The sequence below is a fragment of the Micromonospora sp. WMMC241 genome (assembly GCF_027460165.1).
Lineage (GTDB): Bacteria > Actinomycetota > Actinomycetes > Mycobacteriales > Micromonosporaceae > Micromonospora > Micromonospora humi.
Genome location: NZ_JAPZBF010000001.1, coordinates 4,760,680 through 4,777,846, shown reverse-complemented (window position 1 = coordinate 4,777,846; position 17,167 = coordinate 4,760,680). Strand labels below are relative to the sequence as shown.

15 protein-coding genes are annotated in these 17,167 nt (G+C 74.6%); 11 read left to right on the top strand and 4 right to left on the bottom strand.

Annotation, left to right across the window (positions count from 1 at the left end; all coding sequences use genetic code 11):
* The first annotated feature begins 49 nt into the window (after positions 1-49).
* From dut to O7598_RS21490, 4 genes are all read left to right on the top strand, one after another.
* Positions 50-547 (top strand): dUTP diphosphatase, encoded by a 498-nt coding sequence (gene dut, locus O7598_RS21505; RefSeq protein ID WP_269693113.1) that lies wholly within the window; start codon positions 50-52, stop codon positions 545-547.
* Between the two features lie 25 nt (positions 548-572).
* The gene (locus tag O7598_RS21500) at positions 573-1,217 is read left to right on the top strand and encodes a DUF3710 domain-containing protein (protein ID WP_091070541.1); all 645 of its coding nucleotides are present in this window, start codon (positions 573-575) and stop codon (positions 1,215-1,217) included.
* A 281-nt stretch (positions 1,218-1,498) separates the two neighbouring features.
* Complete coding sequence (locus O7598_RS21495; RefSeq protein WP_091070543.1) at positions 1,499-1,879, top strand: OB-fold nucleic acid binding domain-containing protein; 381 nt, start codon at positions 1,499-1,501, stop codon at positions 1,877-1,879.
* On the top strand, positions 1,876-2,559 hold the full coding sequence (locus O7598_RS21490) for a DUF3159 domain-containing protein (protein WP_269693112.1): 684 nt from the start codon (positions 1,876-1,878) through the stop codon (positions 2,557-2,559). The genes O7598_RS21495 and O7598_RS21490 overlap by 4 nt, the downstream gene beginning before the upstream one ends.
* Positions 2,560-2,572: 13 nt before the next feature.
* On the opposite strand, the gene O7598_RS21485 is transcribed toward O7598_RS21490, so the two are convergent.
* Together O7598_RS21485 and O7598_RS21480 are read right to left on the bottom strand one after the other, a co-directional pair.
* Positions 2,573-3,262: a potassium channel family protein gene (locus O7598_RS21485; RefSeq protein ID WP_091070549.1), complete on the bottom strand. Its 690-nt coding sequence runs from the start codon at positions 3,260-3,262 to the stop codon at positions 2,573-2,575.
* A gap of 3 nt (positions 3,263-3,265) precedes the next feature.
* On the bottom strand, positions 3,266-3,931 hold the full coding sequence (locus O7598_RS21480) for a potassium channel family protein (RefSeq protein ID WP_269693111.1): 666 nt from the start codon (positions 3,929-3,931) through the stop codon (positions 3,266-3,268).
* Between the two features lie 158 nt (positions 3,932-4,089).
* On the opposite strand from O7598_RS21480, the gene O7598_RS21475 reads away from it, so the two are divergent.
* From O7598_RS21475 to O7598_RS21455, 5 genes are all read left to right on the top strand, one after another.
* Positions 4,090-6,153, top strand: coding sequence for an APC family permease (locus tag O7598_RS21475; protein WP_269693110.1), 2,064 nt, complete (start codon positions 4,090-4,092; stop codon positions 6,151-6,153).
* Positions 6,150-7,388 carry a class I SAM-dependent RNA methyltransferase gene (locus O7598_RS21470; protein ID WP_269693109.1) on the top strand — a complete coding sequence of 413 codons (1,239 nt, stop codon included), beginning with the start codon at positions 6,150-6,152 and terminating at the stop codon, positions 7,386-7,388. The genes O7598_RS21475 and O7598_RS21470 overlap by 4 nt, the downstream gene beginning before the upstream one ends.
* Positions 7,385-8,593: an anhydro-N-acetylmuramic acid kinase gene (locus O7598_RS21465; protein WP_332367384.1), complete on the top strand. Its 1,209-nt coding sequence runs from the start codon at positions 7,385-7,387 to the stop codon at positions 8,591-8,593. Before O7598_RS21470 ends, O7598_RS21465 begins: the two co-directional genes overlap by 4 nt.
* Before the next feature lie 48 nt (positions 8,594-8,641).
* Positions 8,642-10,585 carry a 1-deoxy-D-xylulose-5-phosphate synthase gene (dxs, locus tag O7598_RS21460; protein ID WP_269693107.1) on the top strand — a complete coding sequence of 648 codons (1,944 nt, stop codon included), beginning with the start codon at positions 8,642-8,644 and terminating at the stop codon, positions 10,583-10,585.
* A 161-nt stretch (positions 10,586-10,746) separates the two neighbouring features.
* Positions 10,747-11,244, top strand: a complete 498-nt coding sequence (locus O7598_RS21455; RefSeq protein ID WP_269693106.1) for a GNAT family N-acetyltransferase — start codon at positions 10,747-10,749, stop codon at positions 11,242-11,244.
* Between the two features lie 150 nt (positions 11,245-11,394).
* Here O7598_RS21455 and uppS read toward each other — a convergent pair whose 3' ends face one another.
* Both uppS and O7598_RS21445 read right to left on the bottom strand, forming a co-directional pair.
* A complete protein-coding gene (gene uppS / locus O7598_RS21450; protein ID WP_269693105.1) occupies positions 11,395-12,159 on the bottom strand; it encodes a polyprenyl diphosphate synthase in 765 nt (254 codons plus the stop codon).
* Complete coding sequence (locus O7598_RS21445; RefSeq protein WP_269693104.1) at positions 12,156-13,349, bottom strand: hypothetical protein; 1,194 nt, start codon at positions 13,347-13,349, stop codon at positions 12,156-12,158. The genes uppS and O7598_RS21445 overlap by 4 nt, the downstream gene beginning before the upstream one ends.
* A gap of 294 nt (positions 13,350-13,643) precedes the next feature.
* Between O7598_RS21445 and O7598_RS21440 the strand changes: the two genes are divergently transcribed.
* Positions 13,644-15,413, top strand: coding sequence for a hypothetical protein (locus O7598_RS21440; protein WP_442929880.1), 1,770 nt, complete (start codon positions 13,644-13,646; stop codon positions 15,411-15,413).
* A complete protein-coding gene (locus O7598_RS21435) occupies positions 15,371-17,167 on the top strand; it encodes a hypothetical protein (RefSeq protein ID WP_332367383.1) in 1,797 nt (598 codons plus the stop codon). The genes O7598_RS21440 and O7598_RS21435 overlap by 43 nt, the downstream gene beginning before the upstream one ends.

The window sequence follows — 17,167 nt, the reverse complement described above, 5'->3', positions numbered from 1 at the left end:
GGCAGGATGGCAGGGTCACCCCGCGAGGACCGGACGGAAGAGGATGACCGTGACAGATGTCGTGCCCGTGCCCGTACGGCAGCTCGACCCGGAGCTGCCGCTGCCGGCGTACTCCCATCCCGGCGACGCCGGCGCGGACCTGGTGGCCGCCGCGGACGTGGAGCTGCCGCCCGGCGGCCGGGCGCTGGTGCCCACCGGCGTCGCGGTGGCCCTGCCGGAGGGGTATGTGGGGCTGGTCCACCCCCGATCGGGGCTGGCCGCCAGGCTCGGCGTGACGGTGCTCAACGCGCCCGGTACGGTCGACGCCGGCTACCGGGGTGAGATCCTGGTCAACCTGATCAACCATGGTCGGGACACGCCGGCCAGGATCAGCCGGGGCGACCGGATCGCGCAGCTCGTCGTCCAGCGGGTCGCCCGGGCCGAGTTCCGGCCGGTGGCCGAGCTGCCCGGGTCCCGGCGCGGCGCCGGCGGCCACGGGTCCACCGGCGGGCACGCCGGGCTGGTTCCGGCTGCGGCCGGCGGGCAGAACGAAGAGGTGGCAGGGTGAGTGCGAACAGCGGAGGGTGGACGCAGTGATCTTCTCCCGGAAGCGGGCCGACGAGGCGCGGCAGGCGCGTGACAACGGCGCCCTGGCCGCCGAGGAGACCTCGACGGGTCCGGCCCGCGGCCCGTACGACGTCAGCGAGGCGCCCGACGAGCCCCGGCTCGACCTGGGCAGCCTCCAGATCCCGGCGGTGCCGGACGTGGAGGTGCGGGTGCAGGCCGACCCGCAGGGCGTGATCCAGCAGGTGGTGCTGGTGCACGGGCAGAACGCGCTGCAGCTCGGCGTCTTCGCCGCGCCCCGCTCGGACGGCATCTGGGACGAGGTCCGCGAGGAGATCCGCACCTCGCTGGCGAACGACGGCGCCACCGCCGAGGAGGTCGAGGGCGAGCGCGGCCCCGAGCTGCGCGCCCGGGTGCGTACCCCGGACGGGGTGACCGAGCTGCGCTTCGTCGGCATCGACGGGCCGCGCTGGATGGTGCGCGGCGTCTTCCAGGGCCGGGCGGCCACCGACCCGGCCGCCGCCGGCCCGCTCGCCGCCTGTCTGGACGGCCTGGTGGTGGACCGCGGCCAGGAGGCCAAGCCGGTCCGTGAGCCGCTGCCGCTGCGGCTGCCCCGCGAGGTCGCCGAGCAGCAGGCCGCGGAGCAGCAGGCCGCGGGCTCGCAGGAGGTCTGAGTCACCGCGTCGGGCCCGGCCCCGTCGGCGCACGAGCCGGCGGGACCGGGTCCGACGCGTGTCGGCCCCCGGTCCGGTTGGTCCGGCCCGCGTGTCCGCCCCCGGATCCGCCGGTCCGGCCCGCGGATCCGCCCCCGGCCGCTGGTGGACCGGCAGGTCGGGCCCGCGACGCGTGCCCGCTGGTGCCCGGCGGTGCCGCCGACGGGCCGGACCGGCGTACGCTGGCCTGACGGTTCCGCCGCCCGCGGAGCCCCGCCGGTGGAGAGGGTGACGCGGAGGTCATGACGACCGACCAGGGCCGGGTGTCGCTGCGGCGGCTCCTGCAACGGCTCACCGCGAGCGAGGCCGAGATCGAGGCGCAGGAGCTGCGGCGGGAGAGCGCCGAGTCCGGCGGCACCCCTACCCACCAGTGCAACCGCGGCCAGGTGGTCTCGGTGGCCGGGCGGCTGCGCACGGTGGTCTACACGCCGCGCACCAACCTGCCCACGCTGGAGGCCGACCTCTACGACGGCAACGACGTGGTCACCCTGGTCTGGCTGGGCCGGCGGCACATCGCCGGGATCGAGCCGGGCCGGCACCTCACCGCGCACGGCCGGGTGGCGGTGCGCGACGACCGCAAGGTGATCTACAACCCGCACTACGAGCTGGAGCCGCCGAAGTGACGACCGGACAGCAGCACACCCCGTCGGGGCTCGACCCGCAGGACGAGGAGCGGCTGCCCAGCATCGCCGAGCAGATGGCCGACCAGCTCGGTGGGTGGCGCGGCCTGGTCGAGTCGAGCATCCCGGTGGTGGTCTTCGTGATCGCCAACGTGGTGGGCGAGCTGCGGCCGGCGGTGATCGCCTCCATCGCGGTGGCGCTGCTGATCGCCGTGCTCCGGCTGGTCCAGCGCAAGCCGGTGCGGCACGCGGTCAACGGCCTGTTCGGTGTGGGCATCGGCGCGGCCATCGCCTGGCGGACGGGCAACGAGCGCGACTTCTACCTGCCGGGCATCCTCTACGGCATCGGCTACGGCCTGGCGTTGCTGCTCTCGGCCGTGATCCGGCAGCCGCTGGTCGGCTGGATCTGGTCGGTGCTGGTGGCCAAGGGCCGCTCCGAGTGGCGCGACGACCCCAAGCTGGTGCGCACGTTCACCCAGCTCACCGTGCTCTGGGGCGTGGTGTGGCTGGCCAAGGTCGGCGTGCAGGCCGGGCTCTACCTGGCCCACCAGGACACCGCGCTCGGCGTGGCCCGGCTGGCCCTGGGCTACCCGCCGTACGCGCTGCTGCTGCTGATCACGGTCTGGGTGGTGCGCCGGGTCACCCGGGAGGACGCCGCCGTCACCCCGCTGCCGGGGGCCTGACGCCGGGCCGGCGTCAGGCGCGTCCGCGCTGCCGTTCGGTGCTCTCCGGGCCGAGGATCACCGCGCGCACCTCGTCCTCCACCTCGGCGGTGCACACGAAGACCAGCTCGTCGCCGGCCTCGATCGGGTCGTCCGGGGTGGGCACCAGCACCCGCTTGCCGCGCAGGATCGCCACCAGCGCCGCGTCGCGGGGGATCGGCACCGCGTGGATCGGCTGCCCGACGTAGGGCGCGGTCGGCGGCAGGGTGATCTCGACCAGGTTCGCCTCGCCCTGCCGGAACGTCATCAGCCGGACCAGGTCGCCGACGGTGACCGCCTCCTCGACCAGCGCCGCCATCACGCGCGGCTTGCTGACCGCGACGTCGACGCCCCACTGCTCGGTGAAGAGCCACTCGTTCTCGGCCCGGTTGACCCGGGCCACCACCCGGGGCACCGCGAACTCGGTCTTGGCCAGCAGCGACACCACCAGGTTGACCTTGTCGTCGCCGGTGGCCGCCACCACCACGTCGCAGCCGGCCACGTTGGCCTCCTCGAGGCTGGCCAGCTCGCAGGCGTCGGCCAGCACCCAGTCGGCGGTCGGCACCCGGTCGGGCCGCAGCATCTTGGGCTGACGCTCGATCAGCATCACCTGGTGGCCGTTGTCGATCAGCTCCTGGGCGATCGAGCGGCCCACGTTGCCGGCGCCGGCGATGGCGATCCGCATGGCTCAGTGCCCCCCTTCCGGCGGCGCCGCCGCCACCGACGTGACCGAGGCGGCGATGTCGTCGGTCACCAGCATGAAGACCTGGTCGCCCTCCTGCACCACGGTGGAGGCGGTGGGCAGGGTGCCGATGCCGAACCGGGTCAGGTAGGCCACCCGGGCGCCGGCGGACTCCTCGAGCTGCCGCAGCGGCCGGCCGATCCAGTCCTTGTGCACCGGCACCTCGACGATCGACACGGTGCTGGTCAGGTCGCGGAAGATCTCCACGTTGCCTTCGGGGACCAGGTGGCGCAGCATCCGGTCGGCGGTCCACCGGACGGTGGCCACGGTCGGGATGCCGAGGCGCTCGTAGACCTGGGCCCGGCGCTGGTCGTAGATCCGGGCCGCGACCCGGGAGACGCCGAACGTCTCCCGGGCCAGCCTGGCCGAGATGATGTTGGAGTTGTCGCCGCTGGAGACCGCGGCGAAGGCGTCGGCCCGCTCGATGCCGGCCTCGCGCAGCACCTCGCCGTCGAAGCCCGCGCCGGTGACCGTGATGCCCGCGAAGTCCGGCCCGAGACGGCGGAACGCGTCCGCGTCCTGGTCGATCACCGCCACCGAGTGCCCCCGGGACTCCAGGCTGTGGGCCAGGGTCGACCCGACCCGGCCGCAGCCCATGATCACGACATGCACGGTGTCCGCTCCTCCCACGGTGCCGCCCGCCGACCCGTCCTCTGCGAAGCCTGCCACGTCCCCGCCCCCGACGGGGCACCGACCGTACCGTGCGGGCGCGCACGGCGGTGATCAGCCACCCCACCGTCCCGCGCCGGGTGGCCGTACGCTTGTCGGTTGTGGCCAGCCCCACCTCGCTGCTGAAGCGACTCCTCCTCGGTCGACCGTTCCGGTCCGACCGCCTGCAGCACACCCTGCTGCCGAAGCGCATCGCGCTGCCGGTCTTCGCGTCCGACGCGCTCTCGTCCGTGGCGTACGCCCCGGACGAGATCCTGCTGACGCTCTCCATCGCGGGCGCCTCGGCGTACTTCTTCTCGCCGTGGGTCGCCCTCGCCGTCGTCGTGGTGATGCTGACCGTGGTGGCGAGCTACCGGCAGAACGTGCACGCCTACCCCTCCGGCGGCGGCGACTACGAGGTGGCCACCGTCAACCTGGGGCCGCGTGCCGGCCTCGCGGTGGCCAGCGCGTTGCTCGTCGACTACGTGCTGACCGTCGCGGTGTCGGTCTCCTCCGGGGTGGCCAACCTCGGCTCGGTGGTGCCGTTCGTGGCCACCCACAAGGTGCTCATCGCGGTCAGCGCGGTGGTGCTGCTCACCGCGATCAACCTGCGCGGCCTGCGCGAGTCGGGCACCGCGTTCGCCATCCCCACCTACGGCTTCGTCATCGTCATCGGCGGCATGCTGCTGACCGGCGCGGTACGGATCTTCGTGCTCGGCGACGACCTGCGCGCCCCGAGCGCCGGCCTGGAGATCCACGCCGAGCACAGCGTGACCGGGTTCGCGTTGATCTTCCTGCTGCTGCGGACGTTCTCCTCCGGCTGCGCCGCGCTCACCGGTGTCGAGGCGATCTCCAACGGCGTACCGGCGTTCAAGTCGCCGAAGTCGAAGAACGCGGCGACCACGCTGCTGCTGCTCGGCGGCATCGCGGTCACCATGCTGGTCGGCATCATCCTGCTGGCCCGTCGGACCGGCCTGCAGTTCGTCGAGAGCCCCAGCCAGATCGTCTCCGGCCCGGACGGGTACGTGCAGAAGACGGTCACCGTGCAGCTCGGCGAGACCGTGTTCGGCGGCGGCTCGGTGCTGCTCTACGTCGTCGCCGGGATGACCGCGCTGATCCTGTTCCTGGCCGCGAACACCGCGTTCAACGGCTTCCCGGTGCTCGGCTCGATCCTCGCGCAGGACCGCTACCTGCCCCGGCAGCTGCACACCCGGGGCGACCGGCTGGCGTTCTCCAACGGCATCGTCTTCCTCGCCGTCTCCGCGGTGGTGCTGATCGTCGGCTTCCAGGCCGAGGTGACCCGGCTCATCCAGCTCTACATCGTCGGTGTGTTCGTCTCGTTCACGCTCTCCCAGGCCGGCATGATCCGGCACTGGAACCGGCACCTGCGCAACGAGCGGGACCCCGAGGCGCGGCGGCGGATGGTCCGGTCCCGGGCGATCAACGCGTTCGGCATGGCCATGACCGGCGTGGTGCTGGTCATCGTGCTGGTCACCAAGTTCCTGCTCGGCGCCTGGATCGCGATCGTCGCGATGGCCGTGATGTACGTGGTCATGCTCGGCATCCGCCGCCACTACGACCGGATCGCCGCCGAGCTGGAGCCGACCGAGAAGCGCGCCGTGCTGCCCGCCCGCAACCACGCCATCGTGCTGGTCAGCAAGCTGCACAAGCCCACCCTGCGGGCGGTCGCCTACGCCCGGGCCACCCGGCCGGACACGCTCACCGCGGTCACCGTCAACGTCGACGAGAAGGACACCCGCGACCTGCAGGCCGACTGGGAGCGCCGCGAGCTGCCGGTGCCGCTGACCGTGATCGACTCCCCGTACCGGGAGATCACCCGGCCGATCATCAACTTCGTCGCCTCGGTCCGCCGCGAGTCGCCCCGCGACGTGGTCACCGTCTTCATTCCGGAGTACGTGGTGGGCCGCTGGTGGGAGAACCTGCTGCACAACCAGAGCGCGTTGCGGCTCAAGGGCCGGCTGCTGTTCGAGCCGGGCGTGATGGTGACCAGCGTGCCCTGGCAGCTCGCGTCCACCGCCAGCAAGAACCTGGACCGCCTCGACGCCACGCTCAGCCGGGGCCCGGCCCGTGGCCCCCGGGTCGCGCCGCAGAGCACCCTGCCGCCACCGGTCGGCGTCACGCCTCCCGGCGCCACGCCTCCCGACGATCAGGAGGGCCGGTCATGAGCGCGCCGTCACGCCCCGGGCTGGAGGAGGCCGAGCGGGTCGAGCTGACCGTCGACGCGGTCGCCCCGGGCGGGCACTGCGTGGCCCGGGTCGGCGGCCAGGTGGTCTTCGTCCGGCACGCCCTGCCCGGCGAGCGGGTGGTCGCCGAGGTGACCGAGCTGCACCGGGGCTTCGCCCGCGCCGACGCGGTGGAGATCCTCGACGCCTCGCCGGACCGGGTCACCCCGCCCTGCCCGTACGCCCGGCCGGGCGCGTGCGGCGGGTGCGACCTCCAGCACGTCGCGCCGGCCGCCCAGCTCGACTGGAAGGTCGCCGTGGTGCGCGAACAGCTCACCCGGCTGGGCGGCCTCACCGACGCCGAGGTGGACGCGCTCGCCGTCCGGGTCGAGGCGCTGCCCGGCGGGCCGCTGGGCTGGCGCTCCCGGGTTCGCTACGCGGTCGACGCCGCCGGCCGGGCCGGGCTGCTCAAGCACCGCTCGCACGAGGTGGTGCCGATCGACCGCTGCCTGATCGCCCACCCGGCGATCCAGGAGCTGCCGGTGCTCCCCGTCACCGGCGCCCGCTGGCCGGACGCCGACGCGGTGGAGACGGTCGCCAGCAGCGGCGGGGACGTCGCCGTGGTCGCGTACGCCGAAGGGGTGGCGACCGGGGTGAGCGGGCCGGAGCGGGTCCGGGAGACGGCGGCCGGGCGGTCGTTCACGCTGCCCGCCTCCGGCTTCTGGCAGGTGCATCCGGCCGCCGCGGACGCCCTGGTCGACGCCGTGCTCGACCTGGTCGACCCGAAACCGGGCGAGACCGCGTGGGACCTGTACGGCGGGGCCGGGCTGTTCGCCGCCGCGCTGGCCGGGCGGATCGACGGGGCCCGGGTGACAGTGGTCGAGTCGGCCCCGGACGGGGTGGCCGCGGCCCGGACGAACCTGGCCGACCTGTCCGGCGTCGAGGTGGTCGCGGCCCGGGTGGAGACCGCGCTGGCCCGCCGCCGGATCACCGGCCCGGTCGACCTGGTGGTGCTCGACCCGCCGCGTTCGGGCGCCGGCGCGGCGGTGGTGCGCGGCGTGGTGGCCGCGAGCCCGCGCGCGGTGGCCTACGTGGCCTGCGACCCGGCCGCGTTCGCCCGGGACGTGCGGACGTTCGCCGAGGCGGGCTGGCGGCTGACCGAGCTGCGTGGGTTCGACCTGTTCCCGATGACCCAGCACGTCGAGCTGGTCGGCCTGTTCCTGCCCCCGGCGCGTTGAGCGGGGGCCCTTCCTCTACCGGATCCGTCAAAGGGGGCCCTTCCTTGCGCATCGTCGGGTTGATGTCGGGGACGTCGTACGACGGGGTGGACGTCGCGGCCGGCGAGTTCACCCTCGACGGGGACACGCTGCGGCTGCGACCGCTCGGTCACCGCGAGCTGGCCTACCCGGACGACCTGCGGGAGCGGATCGGCGCGCTGCTGCCACCGGCGGCCACCACGATCGAGGCGGTCTGCCGGCTGGACAACCGGCTCGGCGAGGTGTTCGCCGAGGCCGCGGCCGTCGGGGTCGAGCTGGCCGGCGGCGCGGCCGACGCGGTGGTGTCGCACGGGCAGACCGTCTTCCACTGGGTCGACGGCGGCCGGGTGCGCGGCACGCTCCAGCTCGGCGCGCCGGCCCGGGTGGCCGCGCGGGTCGGCGTACCGGTGCTGCACGACCTGCGCTCGGCGGACGTCGCGGCCGGCGGGCAGGGCGCGCCGCTGGTCCCGGCGTTCGACGCGCTGCTGCTCGACGCCGGCGCCTCCCCGCGCGCCGCGCTGAACCTCGGCGGGATCGCGAACCTCACCGTGGTCGCGCCCGGGGCGCCGGTCCTCGGGTACGACGTGGGCCCGGCCAACGCGCTGCTGGACGCCGCCGCCCGCCGGTTCCTGGGCCGGCCGTGCGACGTCGACGGGGCGCGGGCCGCCGCCGGCCGGGTGCACGGGGCGCTGCTGTCCCGGCTGCTCGCCGAGCCCTACTACGCCGCGCCGCCGCCCAAGTCCACCGGCAAGGAGCTGTTCCACGGCGGCTACCTGGACGCCGCGCTGGCCGCCGTGGGCGAGCCGGTGGCCGCCGACGACGTGCTGGCCACGCTCACCGAGCTGACCGCCCGCACGGTCGCCGACGCCTGCGACCGGCACCGGGTGACCGAGGTGGTGGCCGCCGGCGGGGGAGTGCGTAATCCCACACTTCGGGCACGGCTGGCCGCGCTCGGGGCGGGCCGCTGGCGGCTGCGCACCACCGACGAGCTGGGCGTGCCGGCGCAGGCCAAGGAGGCGTACGCGTTCGCGCTGCTGGGCTGGCTGAGCTGGCACGGGCTGCCCGGCGCGGTGCCCTCGGTGACCGGCGCGACCCGGGCCGCCGTGCTCGGCTCCTGGACCCCGGCCGGCCCTCCGTTCGGTGCGCCGACCCCGGTGTCGCCGCGCCGGCTGGTGGTGGCCTCCTGATCCACGGCTCGGCTGCGGACTGTGCCACGGCCGATAGACTCTCCGGTCATGAGTGTTGAAGAGGGCACGGCCAACCACGGTCGGCTGCTGGGCGCCGTCCGCGGCCCGCAGGACGTGAAGCGGATGACCGCCGAGCAACTGGACATCCTCGCCGCCGAGATCCGGGACTTCCTGATCGCGAAGGTCTCCCGCACCGGCGGGCACATCGGCCCCAACCTCGGCGTCGTCGAGCTGACGCTGGCCATGCACCGGGTGTTCGACTCTCCGCGCGACCGGCTCCTCTTCGACACCGGCCACCAGGCGTACGTACACAAGATCCTCACCGGCCGGCAGGAGGGCTTCGACAAGCTCCGCCAGCGCGGTGGCCTCTCCGGCTACCCCAGCCAGGCGGAGAGCGAGCACGACCTGATCGAGAACTCGCACGCCTCCACCGCCCTGTCCTACGCCGACGGCCTGGCCAAGGCGTACGCGTTGCGTGGCGAGAAGCGGTCCGTGGTGGCCGTGGTCGGCGACGGCGCGCTCACCGGAGGCATGTGCTGGGAGGCGCTGAACAACATCGCCACCGCCGGTAACCCGCTGGTCATCGTGGTCAACGACAACGGTCGGTCCTACTCGCCGACCATCGGCGGCCTCGCCGACCACCTGTCGTCGCTGCGGCTCAACCCGGGCTACGAGAAGGTGCTCGACACCGTCAAGGACGCGCTGGGCAACACGCCGTTCGTCGGCAAGCCGATGTTCGAGGTGCTGCACGCGGTCAAGAAGGGCATCAAGGACGCGGTCGCCCCGCAGGCCATGTTCGAGGACCTCGGCATCAAGTACGTCGGCCCGGTCGACGGCCACGACGTGCCGGCGGTCGAGGCGGCGCTGCGCGCGGCGAAGAACTTCGGCGGCCCGGTGATCGTGCACGCGGTCACCCGCAAGGGCTACGGCTACCGTCCCGCCGAGGACGACGAGGCGGACTGCCTGCACGGTCCCGGCGCCTTCGACGTCGAGACCGGCCAACTGGTCGCCGCGCCGTCGGTGAAGTGGACCCACGTCTTCGCGAACGAGCTGGTGACCATCGCCGACGAGCGTCCCGACGTGGTGGGCATCACCGCCGCCATGGCCGAGCCGACGGGCATCGCCACGCTGGCCCGCAAGTATCCGCACCGGGTCTACGACGTGGGCATCGCCGAGCAGCACGCGGCCACCTCCGCCGCCGGCCTGGCCATGGGCGGCCTGCACCCGGTGGTCGCCGTCTACGCCACGTTCCTCAACCGCGCCTTCGACCAGGTCCTGCTGGACGTGGCGATGCACAAGCTGCCGGTGACGTTCGTGCTGGACCGGGCCGGCATCACCGGCCCGGACGGGCCCAGCCACTACGGCATCTGGGACATGTCGGTCTTCGGCGTGGTGCCCGGCCTGCGGATCGCCGCGCCCCGTGACTCCGCGACGCTGCGCGAGGAGCTGCGCGAGGCGATCGCCGTCGACGACGGCCCGACCATCCTGCGCTTCCCGACCGGCACCGTCGCCGCCGACCTCCCGGCCGTGCGCCGGGTCGGGCCGGTCGACGTGCTGGCCGAGTCGGCGCGTACCGACGTGCTGCTGGTCGCGGTCGGCTCGTTCGCCGCCCTCGGCATGGAGGTCGCGTCCCGGGTCGCCGAGCAGGGCTACGGCGTCACAGTGGTCGACCCGCGCTGGGTCCGCCCGGTGCCGGCCGAGCTGGTCGAGCTGGCCGCCGGGCACCGCCTCGTGGTCACCGTCGAGGACGGCGTGCGGGTGGGCGGCGTGGGCTCCGCGCTCGCCCAGGCGATGCGCGACGCCGACGTGCGCGTGCCGGTGCGGGACCTCGGCGTACCTGCCGACTGGCACCCGCACGGCAGCCGCGCGCAGATCCTGTCCGACCTGGGGCTGACCGCGCAGGACGTGGCCCGCGACGTCACCGGCTGGATCTCCGGCCTGGACGCCGCCCCGGTCGACCCGGCCACCGACGGGGCCGCCGCGCAGAACTGATCCGGTTACGGTGTTCGGGCGGTCCCGCTGTCGCGGGGCCGCCCGAACGCTGTTCCGGGTCATCAGCCGCGGGGTGCCGCCAGTTCGCCGGAGTGGCGGCATCGAGGTGGCCGGGATGCCGCCACCTCGGCGAGGTGGAGTGGATCATGGGAGGGTGCGCCGTGGACGTGCGTGAGGCCACGCCGGCCGACCTGGATGACATCGTCGACCTGCACACCCGGGCCCGGGTCGCCTACTACGGCGCGGGCGGGCTGCCGGCCGAGGAGATCGTGAATCCGGAGCTGACCCGGGAACAGCGCGACGGCTGGACGGCGGCGATCGACGCCCCGCACAAGCACGTCTGCTGCGCCGTCATCGACGGGCGGCTGGTCGGCCTGCTGGCCATGGGCCCGCCGCATACGCCGGAGGCGAGCGCCGCCCAGCTCTACCAGATCCACGTCGACCCGGACCGGTGGGGCCGGGGCGTCGGCAGCACGCTGCACGGCCACTTCCTGCGCCACCTGGAGACCGAGGGCCTGGCCGTGGGCGTCCTGGAGGTGTGGGAGCGCAACACCCGAGCCTGCGCCTTCTACACCCGCCACGGCTGGCGCCCCGACGGCACCACCCGACCGGGCCCCGCCGCCGCCCCCTACCTGGGCATGCGCCGCTCCCACCCCTGACCCCGCCTCTCCACGGCTCGGGCTCAGCCCAACGCCCTCGATCTTGGAGTTGTGGCGCCCGCGATGTCCCTTAATCCCGACTTCTGAGGTGCCACAACTCCAAGATCGGCGTCGCGCAGCCCTTCCCATGATCGACGCTTTCGGGTGGGGTCAGGGACGGGTGGGGTAGGTGCGGAGGGCTCGGAGGAAGTCGAGTTCGCGGAAGCCGGGCCAGTAGACGTCGCAGAAGTACAGTTCCGAGTGGACGGCCTGCCAGAGCAGGAAGCCGGACATCCGCCGTTCCCCGCTGGTGCGGATGACCAGGTCGGGATGGGGTCGGCTGCCGGTGTAGAGGCGGGCGCCGATGGCCTCCTCGGTGAGGCCGTCGGCCACGTCGCCGAGCGTGGCGCCGTTCTCCGCCGCCTCGTGCAGGAGGTTCCGGACCGCGTCGGTGATCTCCACGCGGCCGTCATAGCCGATCGCGACGGTGAGGTGGAAGCCCCGGTCCCGGTCACGGGTGGCGTCCTCGGCCAGCTTCAGCGCGTGCCGGGTCGACTCGGGCAGAATGTCGGTCCGGCCGGCCACGTGCAGCCGCCACGGGCTGGCCGGGCGGAGCAGCGGCTCGGCGATCACCTCCTCGACCAGCCGCATCAGGTGGGCCACCTCGCCGGACTCACGCTTGCGCACGTTGTCGACGGACGCGACGAACAGGGTGATCTGGTGGATCCCCAGCTCGGCGCACCAGCCCGCCACCTCGTGCAGGTGCGCGGCACCGTACCGGTGGCCCACCGACGGGTCGTCGAAGCCCATCTGCCGGGCCCACCGCCGATTGCCGTCCATCACCATCGCCACGTGCCGGGGCAGTGCCGCGCCGACGAGCCGCGCCCGCAGGCGGCGGGTGTGGAGCCGGCGAACCAGTTCGGTCAGCACGGTCACCGGGGGGCGGAGAGGGAGCGGTACCAGGTCTTCTCGGTGCCGGCCAGGCTGAACGTCTGCTTGCCGTCGGTCTGCTCGACCACCACCAGGCCCGGGCGGTCGACCAGGCGGGTGGTGCCGGGCGGGGCGGCGAAGGAGGCGTCCCGGGTCCGCCACGACAGCACCGCGAGCGACTGCCCCGGCAACGGCAGGTGGTAGGCCTGCAACGTGGTGGAACGGTCGGCGGGGGAGACCACCGGGGCGCCGCCACCGGCCGGGCGGTAGAGCACCGCGGTCATCGTCCCGCTCGGCGTCTCCCAGGTCAGCTGCTCCAGGTCGCCCGGCTCCCCGCCACCGAGGGCCACCGAACCCAGCGACCGGGTCGCGATCTTCGCCATCGGCCAGGACTCCGGTGCGGAGCGGGGCGCCTCGCGGTCGCCGATGCGGCGCGGCGCACTGCCGAACGGGCCCCGCTCACCGGCCAGCACGCAGGTGTCCAGGCCGGTCAGGGCGCGCTTGCCGGCGCCGGTCTCGTCGCGGACCAGCGGATAGCGGGGCGCCTCGGTCGCCGTACCCAGGTCGAGGACGCGGTCGGCGGCCCGGCCGCGCGGCAGCGACGGCGTGGGCCGCAGCGTCGCGGTCAGCTCGACGGCCCGGCAGGCCGGCACGGCGACCGGCTCGGTGACGCCGTCGGTGCCGGCCACCGCCCTGCCGTCCGGGCCGAGCAGGCGCTCCACCCGGGCGGAGGTGAGGTAGCGGCGGCCGGTGGGCTCCCGCACCGGCAGCACGTCCGAGTAGACCAGGTAGCCGGGCTCGGTGTACTCGGTGGCGTGGGCCACCCGCCACCGCTGCCCGTCCCGGTCGAGCTGCAGCAGCCAGGAGGTGGAATCGCCGGGCACGTCGGCGGCGACCAGCGCCAGCGGGGCGCCGCCGACCTGGCCGGAGAAGAGGATGCCGGAGGAGGGCAGGTGCGCGCGGTCGTCCACCGGCGAGCGCCAGTCCCGCACCGCGGCGGTGATCGCGGCGGTCGCGGCGGCGTCCCGGGCCAGGCTGCCGCGCGGCGGCCAGACCGCCAGCGTGCCGTCCAGGCTGTCGTAGCCGACCCGCAGGTTCGCCGGCTGCCGCTCGGCGACCGGCCCACAACCGACCGTGACCAGGAGCAACGCGGCCAGCGCGGTGCCCGGCACAGCGCCTCGGCGGGCTGAAGCCACCCTGATCCCCTCGCCGCTCGTCGGTCGGAAGCCCACATGGTACGAGACGGCCCGGCGCCCGGACGCGCCCGGCTCTCCCCCTCGTCGCGGAACGTGACGTGCGATTCGTGTGTCAATATCCGGCTCCGGTAGACTCCGCCGACTGTGACGCCTGCCGAGACCCGCGGCGCCTCGACGCCGGCCGCCGACGCCCCGACGGGCTCCCGATCCGTCACCCTCGATCCGCCACCGGTCACTCGCCGTGAACCTCCGGCCGAGCCGCGCGAGCCGACGGTCCCCACCACCGAACCCGTCGTGCCGGCCGCGCGCCGCCGGTGGCGCTGGCGGTGGACCCGCCGGCGCATCGACCTGGTCGTGTACGCCGGCTTCCTGCTCGCCGCGATCTGGGTGACCAGCGGCATCTGGGCCGACCCGGCCGGCCGGGTGGCCGCGCTCTACAGCAGCGACCCCGCGCAGGTGCAGTTCTTCCTGGCCCACTCGGTGCGCGTGGTGCTGCACGGCGAGTTCCCGTTCTTCACCGAGCAGTTCAACTACCCCGACGGGGTCAACCTGATGGCGAACACCGCCATCCTGGCGCTCGGCATCCCGATGGTGCCGGTGACCCTCCTGTTCGGACCGGCGGTCTCCTTCGTCGCGCTGGTCACGATCGGCCTGGCCGGCACCGCCGCCGCCTGGTACCGGGTGCTCTCCCGGCACCTGGTCCGGCACCGGCCGGCCGCCGCGGTCGGCGCCTGGTTCTGCGGGTTCTCCCCGGCGATGCTGTCGCACGCCAACTGGCACCCGAACATCATCAGCCAGTTCCTGCTGCCGTTCATCGTCTGGCGGGTGCTGGTGCTGACCCGGTCGGCCCGGCCGGTCCGCGACGGCGCGCTGCTCGCGTTGCTGGTCGTCGTGCAGGCCTTCATCAACGAGGAGATCCTGCTCTTCACCGCGCTGGCCCTGGGCGTGTTCCTGCTCGCCGTGCTGGTGCAGCAGCGCGAGCGGTGGGCCGCCGCGTGGCGGCCGCTGGGCACCGGGCTGGCGGTCTGCGCGGTGCTGGCCGGCGCGCTGCTGGCGTACCCGCTCTGGGTGCAGTTCGCCGGGCCGATGGCCTACCACGGGCTCAGCGACGCGGTACGCGACTACGGCAACGACATCGCCGCGTTCGTCGCCCCCGGCTCGCCCACGTTCGGCGGCAACGAGCGGGCCAACGTCAACCTCGCCCCGAACTACTCGGAGGAGAACGCCTTCTTCGGCTGGAGCCTGTCGCTGCTGGCCGTGGGCATCGTCGTCTGGCTGCGCCGGGACGTGACGGTCCGGGCGCTCGCCGCGACCGGCCTGTTCTTCGCCGTGCTCTCCCTCGGCGAGCGGATCTCCTGGTGGGACCGGGACCTGGCCGCCGGCCCGTGGGAGCTGCTGGTGCGGCTGCCGCTGCTGGACGCCGTGGTGCCGACCCGGTTCGGCCTGATCACCAGCGTGACCGTCGCGGTGCTGCTGGCGTACGCGGTGCGCAGCGCCTGGGTGTTGCGCGGCGTGGAGCGTCGCACCGCACGGACGCTGACCGCCGCGGGCCTGGTCTTCGCGCTGCTGCCGATCGCGCCCATGCCGTTGCGGGTCACCACCCGCCCGCCGGTGCCGGAGTTCATCACCGCCGACCGGTGGCGGCAGTACGTCGGACCGGACCAGACCCTGGTGTCCGTGCCGGTGCCGGCGATGGGCAACACCGACCCGATGCGCTGGGCGGCCAGCACCGACCTCGACTTCAAGATCCCCGGCGGCTACTTCCTCGCCCCGCGCAACGGCGTCACCGGCGACCCGGGCCGCTTCGGCGGCCGGCGCAGCGGCATCGGCGAGATGCTGGCCGACGTGGCGTCGACCGGGCGTACCCCGAAGCTCGACGACCGGCAGCGCCGCCGCTTCCTCGACGAGCTGCGGCACTGGAACGCGGCGGTGGTGGTGCTGCCGGTGGACGAGCAGAACGCCGAGCCGCTGCGCCGCACCGTGGAGCAGTTGGTCGGGCCCGCCCGGCAGGAGTTGGACGTGTGGGTGTGGGACGTCCGGACACTGACCGACCGGTCCGCCTGACGACCGCGGCGGCGGTCCGCCCGGTCACGGCCCGCCCGGCCCCCGAGCCCCGGTGGCGGCCGGTCGATGCGCTGGTGGTGGCCGGCTATGTCGCGTTGGCCGTGCTGCTCACCGCCGACCAGTGGCGCCGGCCGGACCGGCTGTTCCACCAGGCCGGCGACCAGATGCTGTTCGAGTGGATGCTGGCCCGGGCCGCCCGCGCGGTCACCGGTGCCGAGAACCCGCTGCACAGCGCCGCGCTGAACGTGCCGCACGGGGTGAACCTGATGGCCAACACCTCGGTGCTCGGGCTGGGCGTGCCGCTCACCCCGGTGACCGTGGCGTTCGGCTCCCAGGTGGCCTTCCTGGTCGCCGTGGCGCTCAGCCTCGCCGGCACCGCCACCGCCTGGTACGCGCTGCTCACCCGCCGGCTGGTCCGCTCCCGGGCCGCCGCCGCGGTGGGCGGGCTCTGCTGCGGCTTCGCCCCCGGGATGGTGGCGCAGGCCGGGGCGCACCTGCACATGGCCGCCCAGTTCCTGGTCCCGGTGATCCTCGCGCTGGTGTTCCGGCCGGCCACCGACCGGGTACGCCGCGACGGCGTGCTGCTCGGGCTGGCGGTCGCCTACCAGGTGTTCCTCGGCGAGGAGGTGCTGGTCTTCCTGGCGTTGGCCGCCGGCGTGCTGGCCGGGGCGTACGCGCTGGCCGACCGGGCCGCCGCGCGTCGGCTGGCGCCCGTGGTGGCGCGCCGGCTGGGCGTCGGCGCGGCGGTGGCCGGCGTGCTGCTGGCGTACCCGCTGTGGTTCCAGTTCTTCGGGCCGGGCCACTACACCGGGATGCCGTTCCACACCCGCGGCTACCGGCTGGACCTGGCCTCGTTCACCGCCGCCGCCCGGCAGACCGTGGCCGGGGACGGCCACCGTGCCGGGCTGCTCTCGCCGAACCCCACCGAGCAGAACTCGTTCTTCGGACCGTTCCTGCCGCTGCTGGCGCTGCTCGTGGTGGTGCGGCTGTGGCGCCGGCCGCTGGTGCGCGCGCTGGCCGCGTGCGGGCTGCTGTTCGCGGCGCTCTCGCTCGGCGCCACGGTGGTGGTGAACCGGCACGACACCGGGCTGCCCGGCCCGTACCGGCTGCTCGCCGGCGTGCCGCTGCTCGACCTGGTGGTGCCGGCCCGGTTCGCGCTGGTCTGCGTGCCGGTGGCCGGGGTGCTGCTGGCGCTGGCCCTGGACCGGGTCCGGCGCGGCGCGGTACGCGCCTGGGCGCCGTGGGCCGGCGCGGTCGCCGCCGCGCTGCTGCCGCTCGCGCCCACCCCGATCCGCACCGTGCCGGTGACCCCGGTGCCGGCCGTGGTGGCCGGCGGTGGCTGGCGGGCGTACGTCCCGCCGGGCCGGACGCTGGTGCCGGTCCCGCCGGTCACCGGCGCGGCGGTGAGCCCGGCCATGTTCTGGTCGGCACGCACCGGGCTCGCGTTCGACGCGCCGGGCGGCTACTTCATCGGACCGCGCTCGGCCACCGACCCGGTCGCCCGGTGGGGCGCGCCGGACCGGCCCACCGCGCTGCTGCTGCGCCGGGCCGCCGAGACCGGTCAGGTGCCGCCGGTCGGCGACGCGGAGCGCCGGCAGGCGGTGGCGGACCTACGGCACTGGCGGGCGGCGGCGCTGGTGCAGGCCGGCTCCTCGCCGGCCGACCCGGTGCGGGCCACCGTGGACGCCCTGGTCGGGCCCGGCCGCGACGTCGCCGGTGGGCACCTGTGGGACGTCCGCCCCCTGCTCGGCTGA